19 protein-coding genes and 1 tRNA gene are annotated in these 20,153 nt (G+C 62.7%); 11 read left to right on the plus strand and 9 right to left on the minus strand.

What is annotated here, in order from left to right; all coding sequences use genetic code 11:
* Positions 1 to 251: 251 nt before the first annotated feature.
* Positions 252 to 325, plus strand: a tRNA-Gly gene (locus tag FS767_RS08155).
* Positions 326 to 373: 48 nt separating this feature from the next.
* On the opposite strand, the gene FS767_RS08160 is transcribed toward FS767_RS08155, so the two are convergent.
* Complete coding sequence (locus FS767_RS08160; protein ID WP_144964810.1) at positions 374 to 808, minus strand: DNA methylase; 435 nt, start codon at positions 806 to 808, stop codon at positions 374 to 376.
* A complete protein-coding gene (locus FS767_RS08165) occupies positions 805 to 1,029 on the minus strand; it encodes a DUF2188 domain-containing protein (protein WP_144964811.1) in 225 nt (74 codons plus the stop codon). Before FS767_RS08165 ends, FS767_RS08160 begins: the two co-directional genes overlap by 4 nt.
* A 250-nt stretch (positions 1,030 to 1,279) precedes the next feature.
* Between FS767_RS08165 and FS767_RS08170 the strand changes: the two genes are divergently transcribed.
* Positions 1,280 to 2,290, plus strand: coding sequence for a DUF4917 family protein (locus FS767_RS08170; RefSeq protein WP_144964812.1), 1,011 nt, complete (start codon positions 1,280 to 1,282; stop codon positions 2,288 to 2,290).
* Between the two features lie 81 nt (positions 2,291 to 2,371).
* Here FS767_RS08170 and FS767_RS08175 read toward each other — a convergent pair whose 3' ends face one another.
* A complete protein-coding gene (locus tag FS767_RS08175) occupies positions 2,372 to 3,577 on the minus strand; it encodes an SAM-dependent methyltransferase (protein WP_144964813.1) in 1,206 nt (401 codons plus the stop codon).
* A 66-nt stretch (positions 3,578 to 3,643) separates the two neighbouring features.
* Positions 3,644 to 4,261, minus strand: coding sequence for a hypothetical protein (locus FS767_RS08180; protein ID WP_144964814.1), 618 nt, complete (start codon positions 4,259 to 4,261; stop codon positions 3,644 to 3,646).
* Between the two features lie 184 nt (positions 4,262 to 4,445).
* Between FS767_RS08180 and bglX the strand changes: the two genes are divergently transcribed.
* The 6 genes from bglX to FS767_RS08210 all read left to right on the plus strand — a co-directional run bounded on the left by bglX (position 4,446) and on the right by FS767_RS08210 (position 12,961).
* Entirely contained in the window at positions 4,446 to 6,737 is a 2,292-nt protein-coding gene (gene bglX, locus FS767_RS08185) for a beta-glucosidase BglX (RefSeq protein WP_144964815.1), read from the plus strand.
* A gap of 104 nt (positions 6,738 to 6,841) precedes the next feature.
* A complete protein-coding gene (locus FS767_RS08190; protein WP_144964816.1) occupies positions 6,842 to 8,599 on the plus strand; it encodes an ATP-binding protein in 1,758 nt (585 codons plus the stop codon).
* On the plus strand, positions 8,593 to 9,927 hold the full coding sequence (locus FS767_RS08195; RefSeq protein ID WP_144964817.1) for a sigma-54 dependent transcriptional regulator: 1,335 nt from the start codon (positions 8,593 to 8,595) through the stop codon (positions 9,925 to 9,927). Before FS767_RS08190 ends, FS767_RS08195 begins: the two co-directional genes overlap by 7 nt.
* 242 nt (positions 9,928 to 10,169) lie before the next feature.
* On the plus strand, positions 10,170 to 11,489 hold the full coding sequence (locus FS767_RS08200) for an MFS transporter (RefSeq protein ID WP_058603230.1): 1,320 nt from the start codon (positions 10,170 to 10,172) through the stop codon (positions 11,487 to 11,489).
* A 383-nt stretch (positions 11,490 to 11,872) separates the two neighbouring features.
* Complete coding sequence (locus FS767_RS08205; protein ID WP_144964818.1) at positions 11,873 to 12,238, plus strand: heme utilization protein; 366 nt, start codon at positions 11,873 to 11,875, stop codon at positions 12,236 to 12,238.
* A gap of 117 nt (positions 12,239 to 12,355) precedes the next feature.
* Positions 12,356 to 12,961 (plus strand): flavin reductase family protein, encoded by a 606-nt coding sequence (locus FS767_RS08210; RefSeq protein WP_144964819.1) that lies wholly within the window; start codon positions 12,356 to 12,358, stop codon positions 12,959 to 12,961.
* Here FS767_RS08210 and FS767_RS08215 read toward each other — a convergent pair whose 3' ends face one another.
* Positions 12,962 to 13,204: a hypothetical protein gene (locus FS767_RS08215; protein ID WP_144964820.1), complete on the minus strand. Its 243-nt coding sequence runs from the start codon at positions 13,202 to 13,204 to the stop codon at positions 12,962 to 12,964.
* An 81-nt stretch (positions 13,205 to 13,285) separates the two neighbouring features.
* On the minus strand, positions 13,286 to 13,579 hold the full coding sequence (locus tag FS767_RS08220; RefSeq protein ID WP_144964821.1) for an antibiotic biosynthesis monooxygenase family protein: 294 nt from the start codon (positions 13,577 to 13,579) through the stop codon (positions 13,286 to 13,288).
* A 198-nt stretch (positions 13,580 to 13,777) separates the two neighbouring features.
* On the opposite strand from FS767_RS08220, the gene FS767_RS08225 reads away from it, so the two are divergent.
* Positions 13,778 to 14,698 carry an AraC family transcriptional regulator gene (locus FS767_RS08225; RefSeq protein ID WP_144964822.1) on the plus strand — a complete coding sequence of 307 codons (921 nt, stop codon included), beginning with the start codon at positions 13,778 to 13,780 and terminating at the stop codon, positions 14,696 to 14,698.
* 25 nt (positions 14,699 to 14,723) lie between these two features.
* On the opposite strand, the gene FS767_RS08230 is transcribed toward FS767_RS08225, so the two are convergent.
* Entirely contained in the window at positions 14,724 to 15,608 is an 885-nt protein-coding gene (locus FS767_RS08230) for an MBL fold metallo-hydrolase (protein WP_144964823.1), read from the minus strand.
* 103 nt (positions 15,609 to 15,711) lie between these two features.
* Here FS767_RS08230 and FS767_RS08235 point away from each other — a divergent pair, with 103 nt between their 5' ends.
* On the plus strand, positions 15,712 to 16,617 hold the full coding sequence (locus FS767_RS08235; protein WP_144964824.1) for a LysR family transcriptional regulator: 906 nt from the start codon (positions 15,712 to 15,714) through the stop codon (positions 16,615 to 16,617).
* Positions 16,618 to 16,625: 8 nt separating this feature from the next.
* Here the strand turns inward: FS767_RS08235 and FS767_RS08240 are convergent, their stop codons facing one another.
* Positions 16,626 to 17,495: an oxaloacetate decarboxylase gene (locus tag FS767_RS08240; protein WP_023534462.1), complete on the minus strand. Its 870-nt coding sequence runs from the start codon at positions 17,493 to 17,495 to the stop codon at positions 16,626 to 16,628.
* 347 nt (positions 17,496 to 17,842) lie between these two features.
* Between FS767_RS08240 and FS767_RS08245 the strand changes: the two genes are divergently transcribed.
* Entirely contained in the window at positions 17,843 to 19,294 is a 1,452-nt protein-coding gene (locus FS767_RS08245) for an MDR family MFS transporter (RefSeq protein ID WP_144964825.1), read from the plus strand.
* 79 nt (positions 19,295 to 19,373) lie between these two features.
* Here the strand turns inward: FS767_RS08245 and ttgR are convergent, their stop codons facing one another.
* Positions 19,374 to 20,006 (minus strand): efflux transport transcriptional regulator TtgR, encoded by a 633-nt coding sequence (gene ttgR, locus FS767_RS08250; protein WP_058603239.1) that lies wholly within the window; start codon positions 20,004 to 20,006, stop codon positions 19,374 to 19,376.
* Positions 20,007 to 20,153 lie beyond the last annotated feature (147 nt).

Raw genomic sequence — 20,153 nt, forward strand, 5'->3', positions numbered from 1 at the left:
TTCAAGGCTTTCCCTCGATGATCAGTCGAGAACTTTGGCCTGCAAAGAGGCAAAAGTCGAGATACAAGGAGCGGCCTCGTGCCGCGATGGGCCGTGAAACGGCCCCAGGGATCTTGATTGAACAGCATTATGCCGTTCAGGCCAGCCTTGTGCCGTAGGGAAAAAGGCGCAGGACAGCGGCGTGAAAAGACATTTTTTATAACGCGGGCTTCTAATTTGCCGAACGTTCTGGTAAAAAGTGCAGCTCAGATGCGGGTATAGTTTAGTGGCAAAACGAAAGCTTCCCAAGCTTTAGTTGAGGGTTCGATTCCCTCTACCCGCTCCATCTTCAAGCCAGCGTTCACATGGCTTACGCTTCCTCTACCGCCCATCCTTACTGCGCACGTTGATGCTGCAGTACCACCGCCGCTTCTCGCATAAAAATCTCGAGCGTCTTGGGCCCCACGCCTTCAAATCCCAGCAGCCATGTATTGACGTGCGCCATGTCCACCGCCGCATTGAGCAACACCTCATCCATTTCCGCTTCAAGCCCACTGCCCAAGCGATGCAGTCGCCGGGCCGTGGATTCGTCGTAGCGGGCGTAACCGGCCTGACCCAGAAGCTTCACCAGCGTGTGATGCGGACACCTCGCCAGCTTGCCCGGGGTGTCCAGGCCATGGGTATCGACCAGCAGCCGGTAGGCCCGTATCGCGACACTGGCACGAATGCGCTTGCCGATCAGAAAGCTGGCAAGCAACCACTTGTAGAGGCCGCGCCCATGGCACTGGTGTATATCGATGCCAAGCAGCGCGGCGCTGACCAGTATCAACCCTTGGTGCGCCGCGGGTCAGCGGAGCGAGGATAGGTGCGCTCTTCCTCGATGGTGCCATCGGCCTTGTGAATCTTCACCGAGGCTGTCTTGCCCTCGAAGAATGTGGCCAGCGACCCCACCAGTTCATGCTTGGTCGCGCTGTGCTTTGAGGCGCGCGCAGCACCTGCCTTCTTCAGTTCCCACCCGTCGTTGGCAGGGCTTACATGATAGGTGTCCATGACAGATCTCCTGTTCAGGTAAAGACATGACGATCTACGTGTCGGGGTGGCAGGTACTGGCTTGGCGCTGCACCGTGGCCACTCAAGACCTTGGAGGGATCCAAGTCCGCTCGTGTTCACTTTCAATCCCCTGCAGTTGCCGTCAAGCTCACCGAAGCAGCTGCACCGCGCTGCCAGCGCTGGCGCGGCGCACTCATGGCCTAGGCTTGACGTGGTAAAGTCTGTCGGATCCCGCTTTACGGACTCCAGCATGCCCGCACTAGACGCCACTCTTCTCCCCTGGTCAGACCTTGCCGACCAGTACCCCTGTGAAACCCTGCTGGTCGGTAACGGCGCAAGCCGGGCCTTCTGGAAGCCGTTCGGGTATTTCTCGCTGTACGAGGAGGCGCAACGGGCCGGGCGTAAAAAGGGCTTGGCCATCAGCGATCAGGCCTTGTTCAAGTCATTGGGCACCGAGCTGTTCGAACCAGTGCTGACCGCCCTCAACACCACGGTGCGTACCAACGCTGCGCTGGCCATCAACTCGACCGCGCCGCTGAACCGCTATTACTCCATCAAGGAGGCGCTGATCCACGCCGTGCGCACCGTGCACATGCCTTGGTCGGCAATGCCCGAAGCCGCCCTGAGCATCCTCAACCAGGCCCTGCGCGGCTACCGCAACGTCTATACCAGCAACTATGACCTGCTGCTGGTCTGGGCCGTGCAGCGCGATCCGAAGGGTTTTGCCGAACTGTTCGACGAGCAGGGTTTTTTCGACGTGCGCCGAACGGCGGGTCAAGGCACGCGGGTGCTGCACCTGCACGGTGGCATGCACCTGCTCAAGCTGCCTGACGGCACTACCCGGCAACGCAGTGCCAGCAGCGCTGAAATGCTCGAAGGGTTCGCCGTGAATGTGCCAGGTGAAGTGCCGCTGTTCGTCAACGAGGAGCGCAGCGACGAAAAACTGCGCGCCATCCGCCACTCGGACTACCTCAGCTGGAGCCTGGGCCAGTTGGCCAGTGAACACCAGGGCATGTGCTTGTTCGGGCAGCACCTGGACAGCAACGACCGGCACCTGCTCGAAGCCATTCGCTCAGCCCGGCCCAACCACCTGGCCATTGCCATACGCCCATTGGGAGAGGCATCGGTCATCAACCAGAAGCGTCATTTCACCAGCCGCTTCGAAGACATGCCGGGCACGGCCCTGCACTTCTTCGACGCCCAGACGCATCCGCTGGGGCTGGCAAGCACGACTGTGCAATTGATTGCTCAAGCTGGGTGATCAAGCATGCCTGCAGCATCAAAACGCGCTCATGAGCAGCGAAGCAAGGATGAGCATATCCAAGGCTGGAGCGCATCAGGGTCAAAGCAACCCATCCGCCCGCAGCAACGTTTCAAGACAATGCGCCTTCACGCCATAGAACGCCTTGAGCTGTTCTATCTTCTCCAGCAAGGCTGACTGATCCGCTGGCTGGCGCCGCTTGACGGCCAGGATCATCTTGTTCTTGTTGGTGTGCTCCAGGGATATGAACTCGAACACCTTGGTCTCGTAGCCGCAGGCCTCCAGGTACAGTGCACGCAGGCTGTCGGTGAGCATTTCGGCCTGCTGGCCCAGGTGCAGGCCATATTGCAGCATCGGTTGCAGCAGGCCCGGGCTGTGCAGCTGCGGGCGGATCTGTTTGTGGCAGCACGGTGAGCACATGATGATCGCCGCGTTGCAGCGGATGCCGGTATGGATGGCGTAGTCGGTCGCCACGTCGCAGGCGTGCAGCGCGATCATCACCTCGATGGCATCGGGCACCACGCTGCGCACATCGCCGCACTGAAACTCCAGCCCTGGGTGTTCAAGCCGCGCGGCGGCGGCGTTGCACAGCTCGACCATGTCCTGGCGCAGCTCAACGCCCGTTACCTGGGCATCGCGGCCCAGCGTATTGCGCAGGTAATCGTGCATGGCGAAGGTCAGGTAACCCTTGCCCGAGCCGAAGTCGGCCACCCGCAGGCGCTGCTCGCTCGACAAGGGGGCACTGGCCAAGGCGTGGTCGAAGACCTCGATGAACTTGTTGATCTGCTTCCACTTGCGCGACATCGACGGGATCAGTGCGCCCTGGGCGTCCGTTACGCCAAGGTCACGCAGAAACGGTCGGGCAATGTCCAGGTAGCGCTTTTTCTCACGGTCATGGCCGTTGCTGCCAATGGTTTCCCGGGGCGCCTGGGCGCCATGGCGCTGCAGCATGGGCTTGCCCTTCTTGCTGAAGGTCAGTTGCAGCTCACCCTCTGCATCGAACAGGTGAGCATTGCGAAAGCCTTCTGGCAACAGTTCGGCGATGCACTGCAAAGCATCATCGAGCGGCAGGTTGCGGGTGATGTCGCGCGTCTGGTGGCGGTAGACCAGTGACAGGTTCGCCTGCCCCTTGACCAGCAAGGGCTTGGCGATGATGCGTTGCAGGGTCGGGTCGGTGCCGACAGGCCGCGCCAGTACCAGCTTGACCACGGTGTTGCCCTGCAGGCCGGTGCGAAGCAGGTCGAGAAACTGGACGCGCGCATCCGGTGAAGTAGAAAGGGCAGACATGGGCAAACGGTACCTCCAATAGCGGGGGCCGTATTCTACACCTCCGCACAGTCGGCCAGGGTTGCGTTAGTCGAGGATTACCAGCGGCTGGGGCAGATGCCTGCACGCAAGTGCGCGGGGCGCCTGCTGGCCAAGGCGATGGCCGCACGCCTCGACGCACTCGATCATGCCCTGCAGCGCTTGCCCCTGGCGAACCTGGCTGGCCAGACGGTCTGTGAGCGCGACGCGCAGCGCCTCGTCAAGGCAAAGCGCGGCCTGCTTGTCCATCAGCAGCTGTGCGTACTGCTCGGCCTCGCTGACGAAGATCATTACGCATCCGGCGCCTGTAAAGGCATGAGCGCCGAGGTCGAGAAACTGACGGGTGGCAAGGCGCGACGCTCGCCAGCGGCGCCAAGCCCGCGGTACGGTCCAGCGTTCCAGGCGCGGGCTGCGCAACAGCACGCAGAGGCCTACGAACAGCAGTACATTGGCAACGATCAGGCCGCGCACGCTGGGCCAGCCCAGCGCCCCGTGCAGCACGCCTGGCAGCGCCAGCGCCAGCACGGCGGACCAGAATAGTGGGAAATAGGCGTAATCATCGGCGCGGCGGGCAAGCACCGCCAGCAACGCGACATCCGTGCGCCGGCCAACACCGGCCATGGCTTCAGCGAGCTGACGCTGCTGGTAGGGTTCAAGCGGGGTCATGCCGTGTTCTCGTGAGCGTTCTTATAGTTGTTTTCCCGGTGTACGGGGCTTCGTCAGCACGCGGCGGATTCAGGCATAATCCGCCGCAGGAAGATCTGCGTGCAAATCGTACAACAACAGCCGCCCGAAAACTTCGCCCATGCATGTGTCACCGTTGACCGTGCATCGGCCCCTTACGGAATTCATGATGAAACTGTCTCTGCTGGGCCTGGCCATGGGCCTCGTCAGCCAGGCGGCTGTCGCCGCCACCTCCGCGCCGCCGCTCGAGAACAAACAGGCCTTCATCGACCATCTGATCAGCCAGATGACCGAGGCCGAAAAAATCGGGCAGTTGCGCCTGATCAGCATCAGCCCTGAAATGCCCCGGGAGAAGATCCGCGAGGAGATCGCCGCCGGACGCATCGGCGGCACCTTCAACTCGCGCACGGCACCGGAAAACCGGCCGATGCAGGACGCGGCCATGCGCAGCCGGCTGAAGATCCCGATGTTCTTCGCCTACGACACGGTACATGGCGAGCGCACCATCTTCCCCATCGGCCTGGGCATGGCCGCCACCTGGGACATGGACGCCGTCGCCAAGGTCGGCCGCACAGCGGCCATCGAAGCGGCTGCCGACGCACTGGACATGACCTTTGCGCCGATGGTCGACATCGCCCGGGATCCGCGCTGGGGTCGCACCAGCGAGGGCTTTGGCGAAGACACGTACCTGACCGCGAAAATCGGCCAGGTAATGGTCCGCGCGTTCCAGGGCAGCAGCCCGGCCAACCCGGACAGCATCATGGCCATCGTCAAGCATTTCGCCCTTTACGGCGCAGTGGAAGGCGGGCGTGACTACAACACGGTCGATATGAGCCTGCCGAAGATGTACAACGATTACCTGCCGCCCTACCGCGCCGCGATCGATGCCGGCGCCGGTGGCGTGATGGTTGCGCTGAACTCGATCAACGGCGTGCCGGCCACCTCCAACACCTGGCTGATGAACGACGTGCTGCGCAAGGAGTGGGGCTTCAAGGGCGTGACCATCAGCGATCATGGCGCCATCCAGGAGCTGATCCGCCATGGCGTGGCGCGCGACGGTCGCGAGGCGGCCAAGCTGGCGATCAAGGCAGGCATCGACATGAGCATGAACGACACCTTGTACGGCGAGGAGCTACCAGGGCTGCTCAAGGCGGGCGACGTGAGCCAGGCAGAGCTGGATCAGGCCGTGCGCGAAGTGCTGGGCGCCAAATACGACATGGGCCTGTTCAAGAACCCCTACGTGCGCATCGGCGCGGCGCAGAACGACCTCAAGGACTACTACGGCGAGGACCGCCTGCACCGCGACGCCGCGCGCGACGTGGCGCGCCGCAGCCTGGTGCTGCTGGAAAACCGCAGGCAGACGCTGCCGCTCAGTAGAGATGCCACCATCGCCCTGGTCGGTCCCCTTGCCGACGCACCGATCGACATGATGGGCAGCTGGGCAGCAGACGGGCGCCCCACCCACTCGGTCACGGTGCGCGAAGGGCTGCGCCGCGCCATCGAGGGCAAGGGCAAGCTGGTCTACGCCAAGGGCTCCAACGTCACCGGTGACAAGGCCATTCTCGACTACCTGAACTTCCTCAACTTCGATGCGCCGGAAATCGTCGACGACCCTCGCCCACCTGCGGTGCTCATCGACGAAGCGGTCAAGGCCGCGCAGCAGGCGGACGTGGTCGTGGCGGTGGTCGGCGAATCGCGCGGCATGTCCCATGAGTCTTCCAGCCGCACCACGCTGCAGGTACCGGCCAGCCAGCGTGCACTGATCGAGGCCTTGAAGGCCACCGGCAAGCCGCTGGTGCTGGTGCTGATGAATGGCCGGCCACTGTCCATCGGCTGGGAGCGCGAGCAGGCCGATGCCCTGCTCGAAACCTGGTTCGCCGGTACCGAAGGTGGCAACGCCATTGCCGACGTGCTGTTCGGCGACTACAACCCCTCCGGCAAGCTACCAATCACCTTCCCACGCTCGGTCGGGCAGATTCCGATGTACTACAACCACACCCGTATCGGCCGTCCGTTCACGCCTGGCAAACCCGGCAACTACACCTCCCAGTACTTCGAAGAACCCAACGGCCCGCTGTATCCCTTTGGCTACGGCCTGAGCTACAGCACGTTCGAACTGTCGGGGCTCGCGCTTTCTGGCAACAAGCTCAAGCGCGGGGACACGTTGCAAGCCAGCATCGTGGTGCGCAATACCGGCAAGGTGGCCGGCGAGACCGTTGTGCAACTGTACGTGCAGGATATGTCCGCCTCGATGAGCCGCCCGGTCAAGGAGCTGAAGAACTTCCAGAAGCTCATGCTCAAGCCCGGCGAAACACGGACCGTGACCTTCAGCATCGGCGAAGAAGACCTGAAGTTCTACAATGGCCAGCTGCAGCGCGTTGCCGAGCCCGGGGCGTTCAACATCCAGGTGGGCCTGGACTCCGAGGCAGTGCAGCAGCAGGGCTTCGAACTGCTGTAAGTGTCGATCCTTGACGGCCTTTTCGCGGACAGACCGGGGCGGCGGTGCAGCGCTCCGGTTTCGCCAAAGCAGGCTCCTTCCCCACCCACGCGGATCTGCTCCCAATGCCTTTTTCCTTTCGCGCCCTGCGTCTGGGGCTGATCACCCTGGTGATCGTGCTGGGTACCGTCCTCTGTGCCAGCTGGGCCATGCACCAGGCCAAACGCCAGGCCATGGAAGCGGACGCCCGCCAGGCCAGCCAGCAGCTGGGGCTGTATGCCAATGCCTTGCACACCCTCATCGACCGCTATCGGGCCCTGCCTGCAGTACTGGCCCTGGACCCGGAACTGATCGACGCTTTGCGCGGCCCGGTCCAGGCGCGAACCCAGGATGCCCTGAACCGCAAGCTCGAGCGCATCAACGGTGCAGCCAACTCTTCCACCCTCGAACTGCTCGACCGCAACGGGCTGGCGGTGGCAGCCAGCAACTGGCGGCTACCCACCAGCTATGTGGGTTCCAACTACGGCTTTCGCCCTTATTTCAAGCAAACCCGCAGCCTGGGTAATGGCCGCTTCTATGCCGTTGGCGTGACCAGCGGGGTACCCGGCTACTTTCTGTCCAGCGCGGTGAACGACGAACAGGGTCGCTTTCTCGGCGCCATGGTGGTCAAGCTGGAATTTCCCGAGCTTGAGCGCGAGTGGCGCCAGGGCAGCGACATACTGCTGGTCAGCGATGCCCGTGGCATTACCTTCATCGCCAACCAGGACGGCTGGCGTTACCGGGAACTGCGCCCATTGGACGGCGCTGACCGGGCCGAACTGGCGCAGACCCGTCAGTACGACAAGCACCCGTTGATACCGCTGATGCACCAGGTGCTGACGCGTTTCGCTGAAAACAGCACCCTCAGCCGGGTGCAGGCCCCGCAAGGCGAGACCGAGTTCTTGTGGGAAAGCCTGCCGCTGGAAAGTGAGCAATGGACCCTGCACCTGCTGCGCAGGCCCCAGGTGGGAACCGACGCGCGCAATGCCGGCCTGGGTGCTGCAGCGGTATGGCTGAGCCTGGTATTCGCCGCCTTGCTGGTCAGCCAGCGCCTGCGCCTGTCACGCCTGCGCCAACGCAGCCGCGAGGAGCTCAAGCGCCAGGTCGAGGAACGCACCCGCGAGCTGCGCACGGCCCAGGAAGGGCTGGTGCAAACGGCCAAGCTGGCGGCTCTGGGGCAGATGTCCGCCGCCATGGCGCACGAAATCAACCAGCCCCTCACGACCCAGCGCATGCAGCTGGAAACCCTGAAACTGCTGCTGGACCACGGGCGCTACGACGAGGCTCGTCAGGCTCTGGAACCACTGGAGCAGATGTTGACGCGCATGGCATCGCTGACCGGGCACCTGAAGACGTTTGCCCGTAACAGCCCTGGCGGCTTGCGCGAGCGCCTGGACTTGGCCGGCGTGGTCGACCAGGCGCTGGACCTGTTGCAGGCGCGCCTGCATGCCCTGGACGTGCAGTTGGCCCTGTACCTGGCGCGTCCGGCGTGGGTGCGCGGCGACGCCATCCGCCTGGAACAGGTGCTGATCAACCTTCTGAGCAACGCGTTGGACGCGATGGCAGACAAGCGCTACCGGCGGCTGGAAATCCGCATCGAGCCCGATGCGCAGCATTGGCGCCTGAGCGTGCTCGATTCGGGGGGTGGTATCGCGGCTGAGGACCTGCCCAGGATCTTCGACCCTTTCTTCACCACCAAGCCCGTAGGTGATGGCCTGGGCTTGGGCCTGGCGATCTCCTATGGCATCGTGCACGACGCCGGTGGGCAGCTGCTGGCCGAAAACGTACCGGGCGGCGCGCGCCTTAGCATCACCTTGCCTCGCGATCAGGAGCCTGCATGTTGAACTCAGTGATGGTCATAGACGATGAAGCCAGTATTCGTACGGCCGTCGAGCAATGGCTGAGCCTGTCGGGCTTCGAAGTCCAGGTCTTTGCCCGTGCCGATGAGGGCCTGGCGCACATCGGCCAGGACTATCCAGGCGTGATCATCAGCGACGTGCGCATGCCTGGCATGGACGGCCTGCAACTGCTCGAACGGCTGCAGGCCAACGATCCGGACCTGCCCGTGATCCTGCTTACCGGTCACGGTGATGTACCCATGGCGGTCGAGGCCATGCGCAGCGGCGCCTACGACTTCCTCGAAAAGCCCTTCACTCCACAGCACCTGCTCGGCAGCCTTCGCCGCGCGCTGGAAAAGCGCCAGCTGGTGCTGGAAAATCGACGCCTGCATCAGCAGGCAGACCTCAGGACGCGGCTTGAAGCCACGCTGCTTGGGGTATCACCGGGCATGCAGCAGTTGCGCCGGCAAGTACTGGACCTGGCCGCCTTGCCGGTGAACGTGCTGATTCGCGGCGAAACCGGCAGCGGCAAGGAGCAGGTCGCCCGCTGCCTGCACGACTTTGGCCCACGCGCCAGCAAACCTTTCGTCGCGCTCAACTGCGCCGCCATTCCCGAAGCCTTGTTCGAGGCCGAGCTGTTCGGCCATGAAAGCGGCGCCTTCACCGGCGCCCAGGGCAAACGCATCGGCAAGCTGGAATACGCCGATGGCGGCACGGTCTTTCTCGATGAAATCGAAAGCATGCCCCTGGCGCAACAGGCCAAGTTGCTACGCGTGATCCAGGACCAGAAGATCGAGCGCCTGGGCGCGAACCAGAGCATCGGCGTGGACCTGCGCATCATCGCTGCCACCAAGCCCGACCTGTTCGATGAAGCCCGGGCCGGCCGCTTTCGCGAGGACCTGGCCTACCGCCTGAACGTTGCAGAGTTGCGCCTGCCGCCTTTGCGCGAACGACGGGAAGACATCGTCCTGTTGTTCGAGCACTTCGCGCAGGCAGCCGCGTCCCGAATTGGCCGCACAGCCCTGCCCCAGTCGGGTCAGCAGTTGGCGCAACTGCTGACCCATGATTGGCCAGGCAACGTGCGTGAACTGGCCAACGCGGCGGAGCGTCACGTGCTGGGGCTCGGTTCGCCCATGCCAGAACAGGCGTCTGTCGGGCAGTCGCTGGCTGAGCGCGTGGAGGCATTCGAAGCGCAGTGCCTGCGTGCTTCCCTGCGCCAACATGCCGGCGAGATCAAGGCGGTAATGCAGGACCTGCAAATGCCCCGCCGTACCTTGAACGAGAAAATGCAGCGCCATGGGCTGGTGCGGGACGAATTCGTCAACGCGCCATAAGCGGAAACTCGCCTACATCTGCGCACTGATGAGCGGAATCTTGCTTATGCGTGGGAACAGCACGTACGTGCGTCCCCTACCCGGTGCATCTCAATTTCCGCTCAATGCCATAGTCCATACGGGTTTCAGGTCAGCGTATACCCAGACGAAGCAACCGTGCCTCGTTTTGGCACATCTTCTGCAAAAGCCCCTGCAAGCTGCGCCCTGCGCGCTTTCACAACAACAATGAGAAGGTGTCCCTGATGGATAACGCTACCTCCCTGCCTAACGGGGCGGCCGCAACGCCTGCCGCGCCAAGAACCACTGCCAGTCGCCTCAAATCGATCTTCAGCGGTTCGATCGGCAACATGGTCGAATGGTACGACTGGTACGTCTATGCAGCGTTCTCGCTGTATTTCGCCAAGGCTTTCTTCCCGGCCGGCGATTCCACGGCTCAACTGCTCAATACCGCTGCCATCTTTGCCGTGGGCTTTTTGATGCGCCCGATTGGTGGCTGGCTGATGGGCATGTATGCCGACCGCAAGGGGCGCAAGGCTGCACTGATGGCCTCGGTGTTGCTGATGTGCGCAGGCTCGCTGGTGATTGCCCTCACCCCCGGCTATGAAACCATCGGTGTAGCAGCGCCGGTCCTGCTGGTGGTCGCTCGCTTGATGCAAGGGTTGTCGGTGGGGGGTGAATACGGCACCTCGGCCACCTACCTGAGCGAAATGGCGAGCAAAGAGCGTCGGGGCTTCTTCTCCAGCTTCCAGTACGTGACGCTGATCTCGGGCCAGCTCATCGCCCTGGCGGTCCTGATCGTTCTGCAACAGACCCTGACCACCGAGCAACTGTACGCCTGGGGCTGGCGCGTGCCGTTCGTGATCGGTGCCCTGTGTGCGGTGGTTGCCCTCTACCTGCGACGGGGCATGGAAGAAACCGCATCGTTCACCAAGAAGGAGAAAGCCAAGGAAAGCCTGATGCGCACCTTGATGCGCCACCCCAAGGAACTGCTGACCGTGGTCGGCCTGACCATGGGCGGTACCCTGGCCTTCTACACCTACACCACCTACATGCAGAAATACCTGGTCAATACAGTCGGGATGAGCATCAGCGATTCGACCACTATCTCTGCCGCGACGCTGTTCCTGTTCATGTGCCTGCAGCCTTTGGTGGGTGGGCTGTCGGACAAGATCGGCCGGCGCCCTATCCTGATTGCCTTCGGGGTGCTCGGTACGCTGTTCACGGTGCCGATCCTCAGCACTTTGCATACCATCCAGACCTGGTGGGGCGCGTTCTTCCTGATCATGGCGGCGTTGATCATCGTCAGCGGCTACACCTCGATCAACGCAGTGGTGAAGGCTGAACTGTTCCCGACCGAAATCCGTGCCCTGGGCGTTGGCTTGCCCTACGCCCTGACCGTGTCCATCTTCGGCGGTACGGCCGAATACGTGGCCCTGTGGTTCAAGAGCGCCGGCATGGAAAGCGGCTTCTACTGGTACGTCACAGGCTGCATCGCCTGCTCGCTGCTGGTGTATGCCACCATGAAGGACACCAAGCAGCATTCGCGGATCACTACTGACTAAGCCCATCCCACGCTTAGCACTGCTTCGGGCGCCTACAGGGCGCCCGATTTCGTTTGGCCACGCCGGGCCTCGTCGGATCATCCAGGCGCCAGCCCTCCTTTGCAGGCCCAGCTTGCACCTTCGCACCTCCCGCACTGGCACGACGTTCGTCCGACGCGCTTGGCTTAATAGCCCATTAATCACACCCCGGCATATTACCCCCATCAGCAACAGCGCCGGTATCTGCGCTTCGAAAGGCCCTGGATTGCCTGATCCAGCCTAGGTGCGCAGTCCAATTAATCGAATAAATAGATCATTAATCACGATTTTTAGCGCTTTTTAATCGTATTAATCGGCGTAGCATTCAATTTATCGAAACGACACACCTACTCTGGAGCATCCACATGAAAAGCAAACTCTTCCTGACCCTCGCCCTTTTCGCATTTGCCGCAGGCGCATCTGCCGAAGATGGATTCGATCGCACCCATGCGCATACCTTCGCGGCAGCGCCCGCTCAAGCCACCGGCTATGCCGAGGATGGCTTTGACCGCACCGGTGGTCAGCGCTTCGCCGAAGACGGCTTCGACCGCACCGGTGGCCAACGTTTTGCCGAAGACGGCTTCGACCGTACCGGTGGCCAACGTTTTGCCGAAGACGGCTTCGACCGTACCGGCGGCCAGCGTTTCGCCGAAGACGGTTTCGACCGCACCGGCGGCCAGCGCTTCGCCGAAGACGGTTTCGACCGCACCAACGCTCATCGCATCAGCTGATAGCAACCATGCGTATCCAGCCCGGCTTTCGCCGGGCTCCAGCATTCCCAGTTGGCCTCAGCCTTGGCACACTGGTCGCCTCTCAAACCAGGAGGTGGGCCGGCAAGCCCAGCGCAGATGTATTACTACGAACCCGCCAAAGGCCATGGCCTGCCCCATGATCCGTTCAACGCCATCGTCGGCCCTCGCCCGATCGGCTGGATATCCTCGCAGGACCAGCAAGGCCGTCTGAATCTCGCGCCTTACAGCTTCTTCAACGCCTTCAACTACATTCCACCGATCATCGGTTTCTGCAGCGTCGGGCGCAAAGACAGCCTGAACAATATCGAGCAAACCGGTGAGTTCGTCTGGAACCTGGCCACCCGCCCTCTGGCCGAGCAGATGAACCTGAGCTGCTCTGCTGTACCGCCGCAGGTGAACGAGTTCGACCTCAGCGGCCTGACGGCCACGCCCTCGAGCGTGGTGAAGGTGCCACGGGTAGGGGAAACCCCCGTGGCGTTCGAATGCAAGGTGACGCAGATCGTGCAACTGCAGCGCGCCGACCAGGCACTGGTACCCAGCTGGTTGATCCTGGGCGAAGTGGTGGCGGTGCACATCGCCGAGCGCCTGCTCAAGGACGGCATCTACGACACCGCGGCAGCCGAGCCTATCCTGCGTGGCGGTGGCCCGGCGGACTACTTCGAGCTGGGCAACCTGTTCAAGATGCCCAGGCCCAAAGCCTGATCACCAGATCAGCTCACCCGCCTCGCTGACCCCTTGCAGGCGTTGCAACTGGCCCGTGGCCGCCTCGTCGGCAGCCACGGCGCCCTTGAACACTTGCCCACCGAGCACCTTGTGAAAGCGCGGTGCGCCGCCCATGCCCATGGCCTTCACGGCAATGGCTGCGTGGTAGCCACCGCCTTCGGCCGGCACCATTGCCGACACGGCTTCGTACTGGGGAAACTCTCTACGTGCCATCTTTGCCATACGCCTTGTGAGTGAAACCGAGATGGTACCCACTGGCTCGTTGACGCGCCAATCACTGGCCTGGGCGCCCGCAGGACAGGCTCAACCAAACGTGTGCAGATCCAGGCTGCTCACCACCTGGGCTTGCAGCAACTCGCCGAACACATTAAGCGTTGGCGAAGCGAAGTAACCATTCATCGCCTGCTGGTCCTGCCAGCTACCGCTCAATAACCACAAGTCGTCATCGGCCTGCGAGCGCTGCACCGAAAAGCTCAGGCAACCTGGTGTGTCCAGCGACGGCGCCAAGAGGTCGCGCAAGCGTGCGCCGAGTTCGGCCGAGCGCCCGCTGCTGGCCCGAATCAAGGCAAGGTGGGTGACCGGTTGTTGTAGCCTCATTGCACAATCTCCCTCAAGCAGCAGTCCAATACCTGGCTTGCAAGGCTAGAGCCTGGGCGCGTCTGCGCGTTAGGCGATTACTGCACACCGATTGCCTGATTCTGCAACGCGACAGGATCAGGCAATCGATCTGCAGTATTCGACTAGCTTCGACGATTGCCCAAACCTATGCTGCGTCGGTCAGCAGAGGAAAGCCCCATGTCCATCGACCCGTCCCTTGATCCGCACCTGGAGGTCCAGCGCCAGGAGCTGGCCGACTTGATCGCTCGCCATGCAGGCGACCCCTATGGGCCGGCCTCAGCCATCGACAACCTTTTCCTGGTGCGCTACACCGAGAACATTCGCTCCGTACCCACCCTGGCGCAACCCGCGCTGTGCATTCTGGCCCAGGGCAGCAAGAGCCTGTTCCTCGGGGACGAACAGTACGCCTACGACCCGCTGCACTACATGGTGGTGTCGGTCACCTTGCCCCTGAGCGCGGTCAGGCTCGACGCCAGCCCGCAGAGCCCTAGCCTGGGTTTGCGCATGGACCTGGACCCTGCCGAGATCAGCCAGCTGATCGCCGACAGCGGTCCGATGCTGGTACCCAATCGCCCGTATGGGCGCGGCCTGTATGTGGAAAAAACCGACGGCGCGCTGCTCGATGCCTTGCTGCGTCTGCTCCGCCTGCTCGACACGCCACGCGACATCGCCATGCTGGCCCCGCTGGTGCGCAGAGAGATTCTCTACCGCCTGCTGCGCGGCCCGCAGGGCTATCGGCTGTACGAAATTGCCTTGGCCAATAGCCAGACCCACCGCGTGTGCCAGGCCATCAGCTGGCTCAACGACAACTATCAGCGGCCACTGCGCATCGAGGACCTGGCCCGCGAGGTCAACCTCAGCGTTTCCACCCTGCACCATCGCTTCAAGGCGGTAACTTCGATGAGCCCGCTGCAGTATCAGAAGCAACTGCGCTTGCAGGAAGCCCGGCGCCTGATGCTCAACGATGGCCTGGAGGCCGCTGTGGCGGCCTATCGGGTGGGTTACGAAAGCCCTTCGCAATTCAGCCGTGAGTACAGCCGCCTCTACGGCGCCCCGCCTATTCGTGACATGGCCCGGCTGCGGTCAAGCGCGGTGTAGCGGCGCATTGCGTACGCCTACACAGTCACTGGAGGGGCCATTGCATCTCGCCCTTGGCCACCTTGGCGCTGAGCTCAAGCGCACTCTGATCGCCCAGCCCCGGATAGTGTCGTTTCATGGCCTCGACCAGCGCCGCCGCATCCCTTGCCACACGCGCCTGCGCCTCGAAGGTGCGGATGTAATCGGCGGTAAAGCCAACGGACTGCGGTGAGTAATCACTGGCACCGATGAAGTGGCCGGGCACCACGGTTTGCGGCGCAAGCGCCTGGATGTCCGCCAGGGTTTGCAGCCAATGGGCACGCGAGGATGCCGATTGTGTGTCGGCCATCCACACATGAATGTTCTGCGAAACCACGACGCCGCCAACCACTGCCTTGATCGAAGGTATCCAGACAAAGGTGCGGTCTGGCTGCGGTCCTTCGAGGCCGCGTACCTCCAGCACGTGGTCCTCGAGCAGCAGACGGTTGCCTGCCAGCGCCTTGGGTAGCACCAGCCGTTCAGGTTTGTCCGCCCCCATTTCAGGCCCCCAGTACGCCAGTTTGGCCTCCATGGTGTTGCGGATGTGTTCGACAGTGGCGGCCGAGGCCACTACCTCGGCGTCCGGGAACGCCTGGGTCAGGGTTGCCAGGCCGAAGTAGTAATCGGGGTCGCCCTGGCTGATGTAGATCGTCGTCAGGCGCTTGCCACTGGCGCGCAGTCGCTGCACCAGTTGCCGGGCTTGCTCATTGCCGAATTGTGCATCGATCAACACGGCGTCACGCTGACCGCTTACGATCACCGAGCTGACCGCGAACGGCGCATCGGCGCCAGGGTTGTAAACGTCCAGTTGCAGGGGGGCGGCTGCCAGCAGCGGGGCGGCACAGGCCAGGCATCCGAGCACCAGGCCACGCAAGGGAGAAAGCAGTGTCATCGCAGGCATCCATCAGAATGGGAATGCCTGGCAGCTTAAGGGGCGACACCCTGCAGAAAAATGCCATGCTTGCACATGGTTTGTTTCTAAAATCGGGCAAATGATGGATCGTCTAACCGCTATGCGCGTTTTCGTCACGGTCGTGGACCTTGGTAGTCAGTCGGCGGCGGCCGAGCACCTGCTGCTCTCGCGGCCCGTGGTCTCTCGGTACCTGGCACAGCTCGAAGCGTGGGTGGGGGCGCGGTTGATGCAGCGCACCACGCGCCGGCTCAGCCTCACTGCCGCGGGCCAGGACATCCTGCCGCGCTGCAGGCAATTGCTGGAGCTGGCCAGCGAACTGCAAGGGGCCGTACAACAGCAAGACCAGACACCGCGGGGGACATTGCGTATCAGCGTCAGTACGTCATTTGGACAGGCGCAGCTGGCCGATGCCGTGGCCGCCTACGTGCGTCAGTACCCCTCGGTAAAAGTCGATCTGCAGATGCTTGATCGCACCGTGAACCTGGTGGACGAACGCATCGACCTGGCCATCCGCAACAGCAACGACCTGGACCCCAGCCTGGTTGCCCGCCGCCTGAGCGTATGCCGCTCGGTGATCTGCGCCGCGCCCGCCTACCTGGCCGAACACGGCACGCCCGAGCGGGTCGAGGACCTGGCGCACCACAATTGCCTGACACACAGCTACTACGGCAATGGCGTGTGGCAATTCGAGGTCGACGGCCAACCGGTTGCGGTGCCGGTCAAGGGCAACATCAGTGCCAACGAATCCCTGACTTTGCAAAGGGCCGTAGCAGCAGGCGCCGGCATCGCCTTGCTCCCGTCCTACCAGGCGGCCGCCGCCCTGCGCAGCGCAGAACTGGTGCGCCTGCTTCCCGAGGCCAGGCCGCAGACCCTGGACCTGACGGCGGTCTATACCTCGCGCAAGTACATGCCGGCGACCTTGCGCACCCTGCTGGACTTTCTCGTCCAGCGCTTTGAGGAGGAACCGGCCTGGGACCGGGACCTGTAAGCGCCCGCTTACTCTTCGACGCTCATGTATTCCTTGGCCCAGCGGATGTAGTCCTCGGGCTGGGTGTAGGTATGCGAAAGCTCGGTGGCGCTCAAGTTATCGGACTTGTGCTGCTGGCCACGCTGCTGGCGCAGGCAGTCGTACGTCGCCTTGATGGCGGCGAAGTAAGCCGCGTGACCGTCGACGGCGATGCGCACGCCAAGGCTTGCCAGGCGCTCGTCGTCGTGCAGGTTGGGGTTACCGTAGGTCACCAGCATCAAGGGTACGGTCAGGTGGCTGGCAATCTGTTCGAGCTGGTCGAAGTCCTTCACCCCTACCATGCAGATGCCGTCGGCACCCGCTTTCTGGTAGCTCTGGGTCCGCACGATCACTTCCTCGGTGCTCAGCACGCCGGCGTTGGTACGGGCGATGATCGACAGGGACGAATCGACGCGCGCTTCGAGCGCCGCACGGATCTTGCCCACGCCTTCCTCGACCGATATCAGGTCGGTGGACTTGCGGCCGAACTGGGCCGGCAACAGGGTATCTTCGATCGTCAACGCCGCCACACCGGCGCGCTCCAGCTCCGTGACCGTGCGCATCACGTTAAGCGCATTGCCGTATCCGTGGTCAGCGTCTGCCAGTACCGGCAATTGGGCTACGCGACCAATTCGCGTGGCCTGCTCGACGAATTCGCTGAGTGTGATCAGGGCAAAATCCGGAGCCGCCAGTACCTGCAACGATGCCACCGACCCTCCAAGGATGCCGACCTCAAATCCCAGGTCTGCGGCAATGCGCGCAGACATGGGGTCGAACACCGAGGCGGTGTGGTAGCAAGAACCTGAAGCGAGCAGCTCGCGGAAGGCAATACGCAGATCTTGGTGGGAAGCCTTGGGCATGATCACTCCGCAATTGTAGAAATTTCTGAACGGTAACTACCGGCCTCTGTATCAGGCGTACCTGCACAATTCATGGACCACTCAATTCGGGGTCATGCTCCACGTGCAGGCAGAGGAATAAAGGTGTAGGAGCCAGGGGAATCCGATTAACCCCCGAGAGGTCGCACCAAGCTGGTGCAAACAGGGGCTTAGAGCGGGATTGGCATACCAAAGATATCACGGGGCCAGCCTTTGCTGGATGAATGCTCTGATGCCGATCGTGCATAGGCGATGCCCAGAGTACATAGGAAGCTACGTAACTCAGGTTACACTGCCATGCTTTGACTGCTGAAAAACAAGGAACTGCCGTGCCCCCTGCCCTGCCCGCGATTGCCCTGCGCCAGATCCTGACCGCCTTGATGCTGGCCATCTTTCTCGGCGCGCTGGATCAAACCATCGTGGCAGTGTCATTGCCTGCGATTTCCGCGCAGTTCAACGATGTCGGTCTGCTGGCCTGGGTCATTTCCGGCTATATGGTGGCCATGACCGTGGCCGTGCCGATCTACGGCAAGCTGGGCGACCTCTATGGAAGGCGTCGCATGATCCTGACCGGGATTGGCGTGTTCACCATCGCCTCGATCGGCTGTGCGCTGGCTCAGGACATGCCGCAACTGGTCTTGGCCAGAGTGCTGCAAGGCATCGGTGCCGGCGGCATGGTATCGGTGAGCCAGGCGATCATCGGCGACTTCGTGCCCCCGCGCGAACGTGGGCGTTATCAGGGCTATTTCAGCAGCATGTATGCCCTGGCCAGCGTGGCGGGGCCGGTACTGGGCGGCTGGCTGACCGAGTACCTGTCCTGGCGCTGGGTGTTCTGGATCAACCTGCCGCTGGGCATCGCCGCGCTGTGGGCTATCCAGCGCGCTTTGGCCGGTCTGCCCGTGCAGCATCGGCCCGCACAAGTGGATTACCCGGGCGCGCTGCTGCTGATCGTGGGGCTGGGCAGCCTGCTGCTCGGCATCACCCTGGTCGGCCAGGGGCAGGCCTGGACGGCCCCCAGCGTGCTGGGCCTGTTTACCTGCGCCGTGATCGCCATGGCTGTGTTCATCATTCAGGAGCGCCGCTGCGTCGAGCCACTGCTGCCGTTGAAGCTATTCAACAATCGCGCCGCAGTACTGTGCTGGGGGGTGATTTTCTTCGCCAGTTTCCAGGCCATTTCCCTGACCATGCTGATGCCCTTGCGCTACCAAAGCCTCACCGGTGCCGGTGCCGACAGCGCCGCCTTGCATCTGCTGCCGTTGGCCATGGGGCTACCCATCGGTGCTTTTACCGCAGGACGACTGACAACGCGGCTTGGCCGCTACAAGCCGCAGATCCTGGTTGGCGCCCTGCTGATGCCCGTGTCTGTCTTGGCCTTGGCGATCACCCCGCCACAGGCCGGACTGGCCAGTGCACTGTTCATGCTGCTGACAGGAATAGCGTGCGGAATGCAGTTCCCGACGTCACTGGTAGGCACACAGAATGCCGTGCAGATCCAGGACATGGGGGTCGCCACCAGCACCACCAACCTGTTTCGGTCCCTCGGTGGCGCCATGGGCGTGGCGTGCATGTCGAGCCTGTTGCTGGCCTTGCTGCACCAAGGCGGGCTGGCGTTGCTGGACAATCCGCTGCTAGGGACTTTCAAGGCCAACCCGGTGAGCCCCGAACTGCAGGCACACCTGGCGGTCACGTTCCGGCATCTGTTGATGGCCAGCGCAGGGGTTGGCGTCATTGCACTGGTGGTGGCGGTGTTGCTGCCTGATCGGCCACTGCGCGGGCACTGAGGTGGCACGCAGGTAGGCTCAGGTGCGGCTCACTGGCCCGTACCCTGGGAATCAAGCCCTCACAAACCTTCACAAAGTCTCATTTGCGCATCGCCGGGCTCAAGCGCAGCATATCCAGCCCGGCGTCGACCCATTTCTCGGCGTTGCCCAGCAGGTCCACGCTGTCGGGCAGCAACAGCCAACGCCTGATCAACCCGTCGACGTAGGAAAACATGGCCACCGCGGCCCGCTCCACATCCAGCTCCACCGGCAGTTGGCCGCGGCGCACGGCATTGGCCAAGGCCAGGGTAATGCCTGTATGGCAGTCCACTACCGCCACCTGGCGCTGCTGGCGGATTTCGCACATGTCATCGGTGAACTCGCACTTGTGATGCAGAATCTCATTGATACGGCGTGTCCTGGCGTCGAGCACCAGGTCGTTGAACACTTGCAGCAGCAATTTGCGCATGCAGTCGAGCGGGTCGAGTTCGTCTTCGCTTTCGCTGGCGCGTGCAAGATGGTCATGGGTTTCATGCAGGCTGTCGAGCAGTGCCTGCACCAGTTCGGCCTTGTTATTGAAGTGCCAGTAGATTGCACCTCGCGTGACGCCCGCCTGTTCGGCGATGTCCGCGAGGGTGGTTCGCGCAACCCCGCGCTTGTAGAAAGCCCTTTCCGCCGCCTGGATGATCTGGGCGCGGGTTTCCTGGGCTTCCTCTTTGGTTCGACGGACCATGGCAGTACAACCTCATCTGGCCCGAACGCGGCGACGCGTGCGGGAAGGCTCCGGGGCGCCTCTTGGGGCACCTGGCGGATCAAGCTAATCAAGGGCTGTGGCGGTAGCCATGGACAACCCGGCGGTATTTACAAACAACCATGAATG

This window comes from Pseudomonas sp. DE0010 (assembly GCF_007680745.1).
In the GTDB taxonomy this organism is placed as follows: Bacteria; Pseudomonadota; Gammaproteobacteria; order Pseudomonadales; family Pseudomonadaceae; genus Aquipseudomonas; species Aquipseudomonas parafulva_B.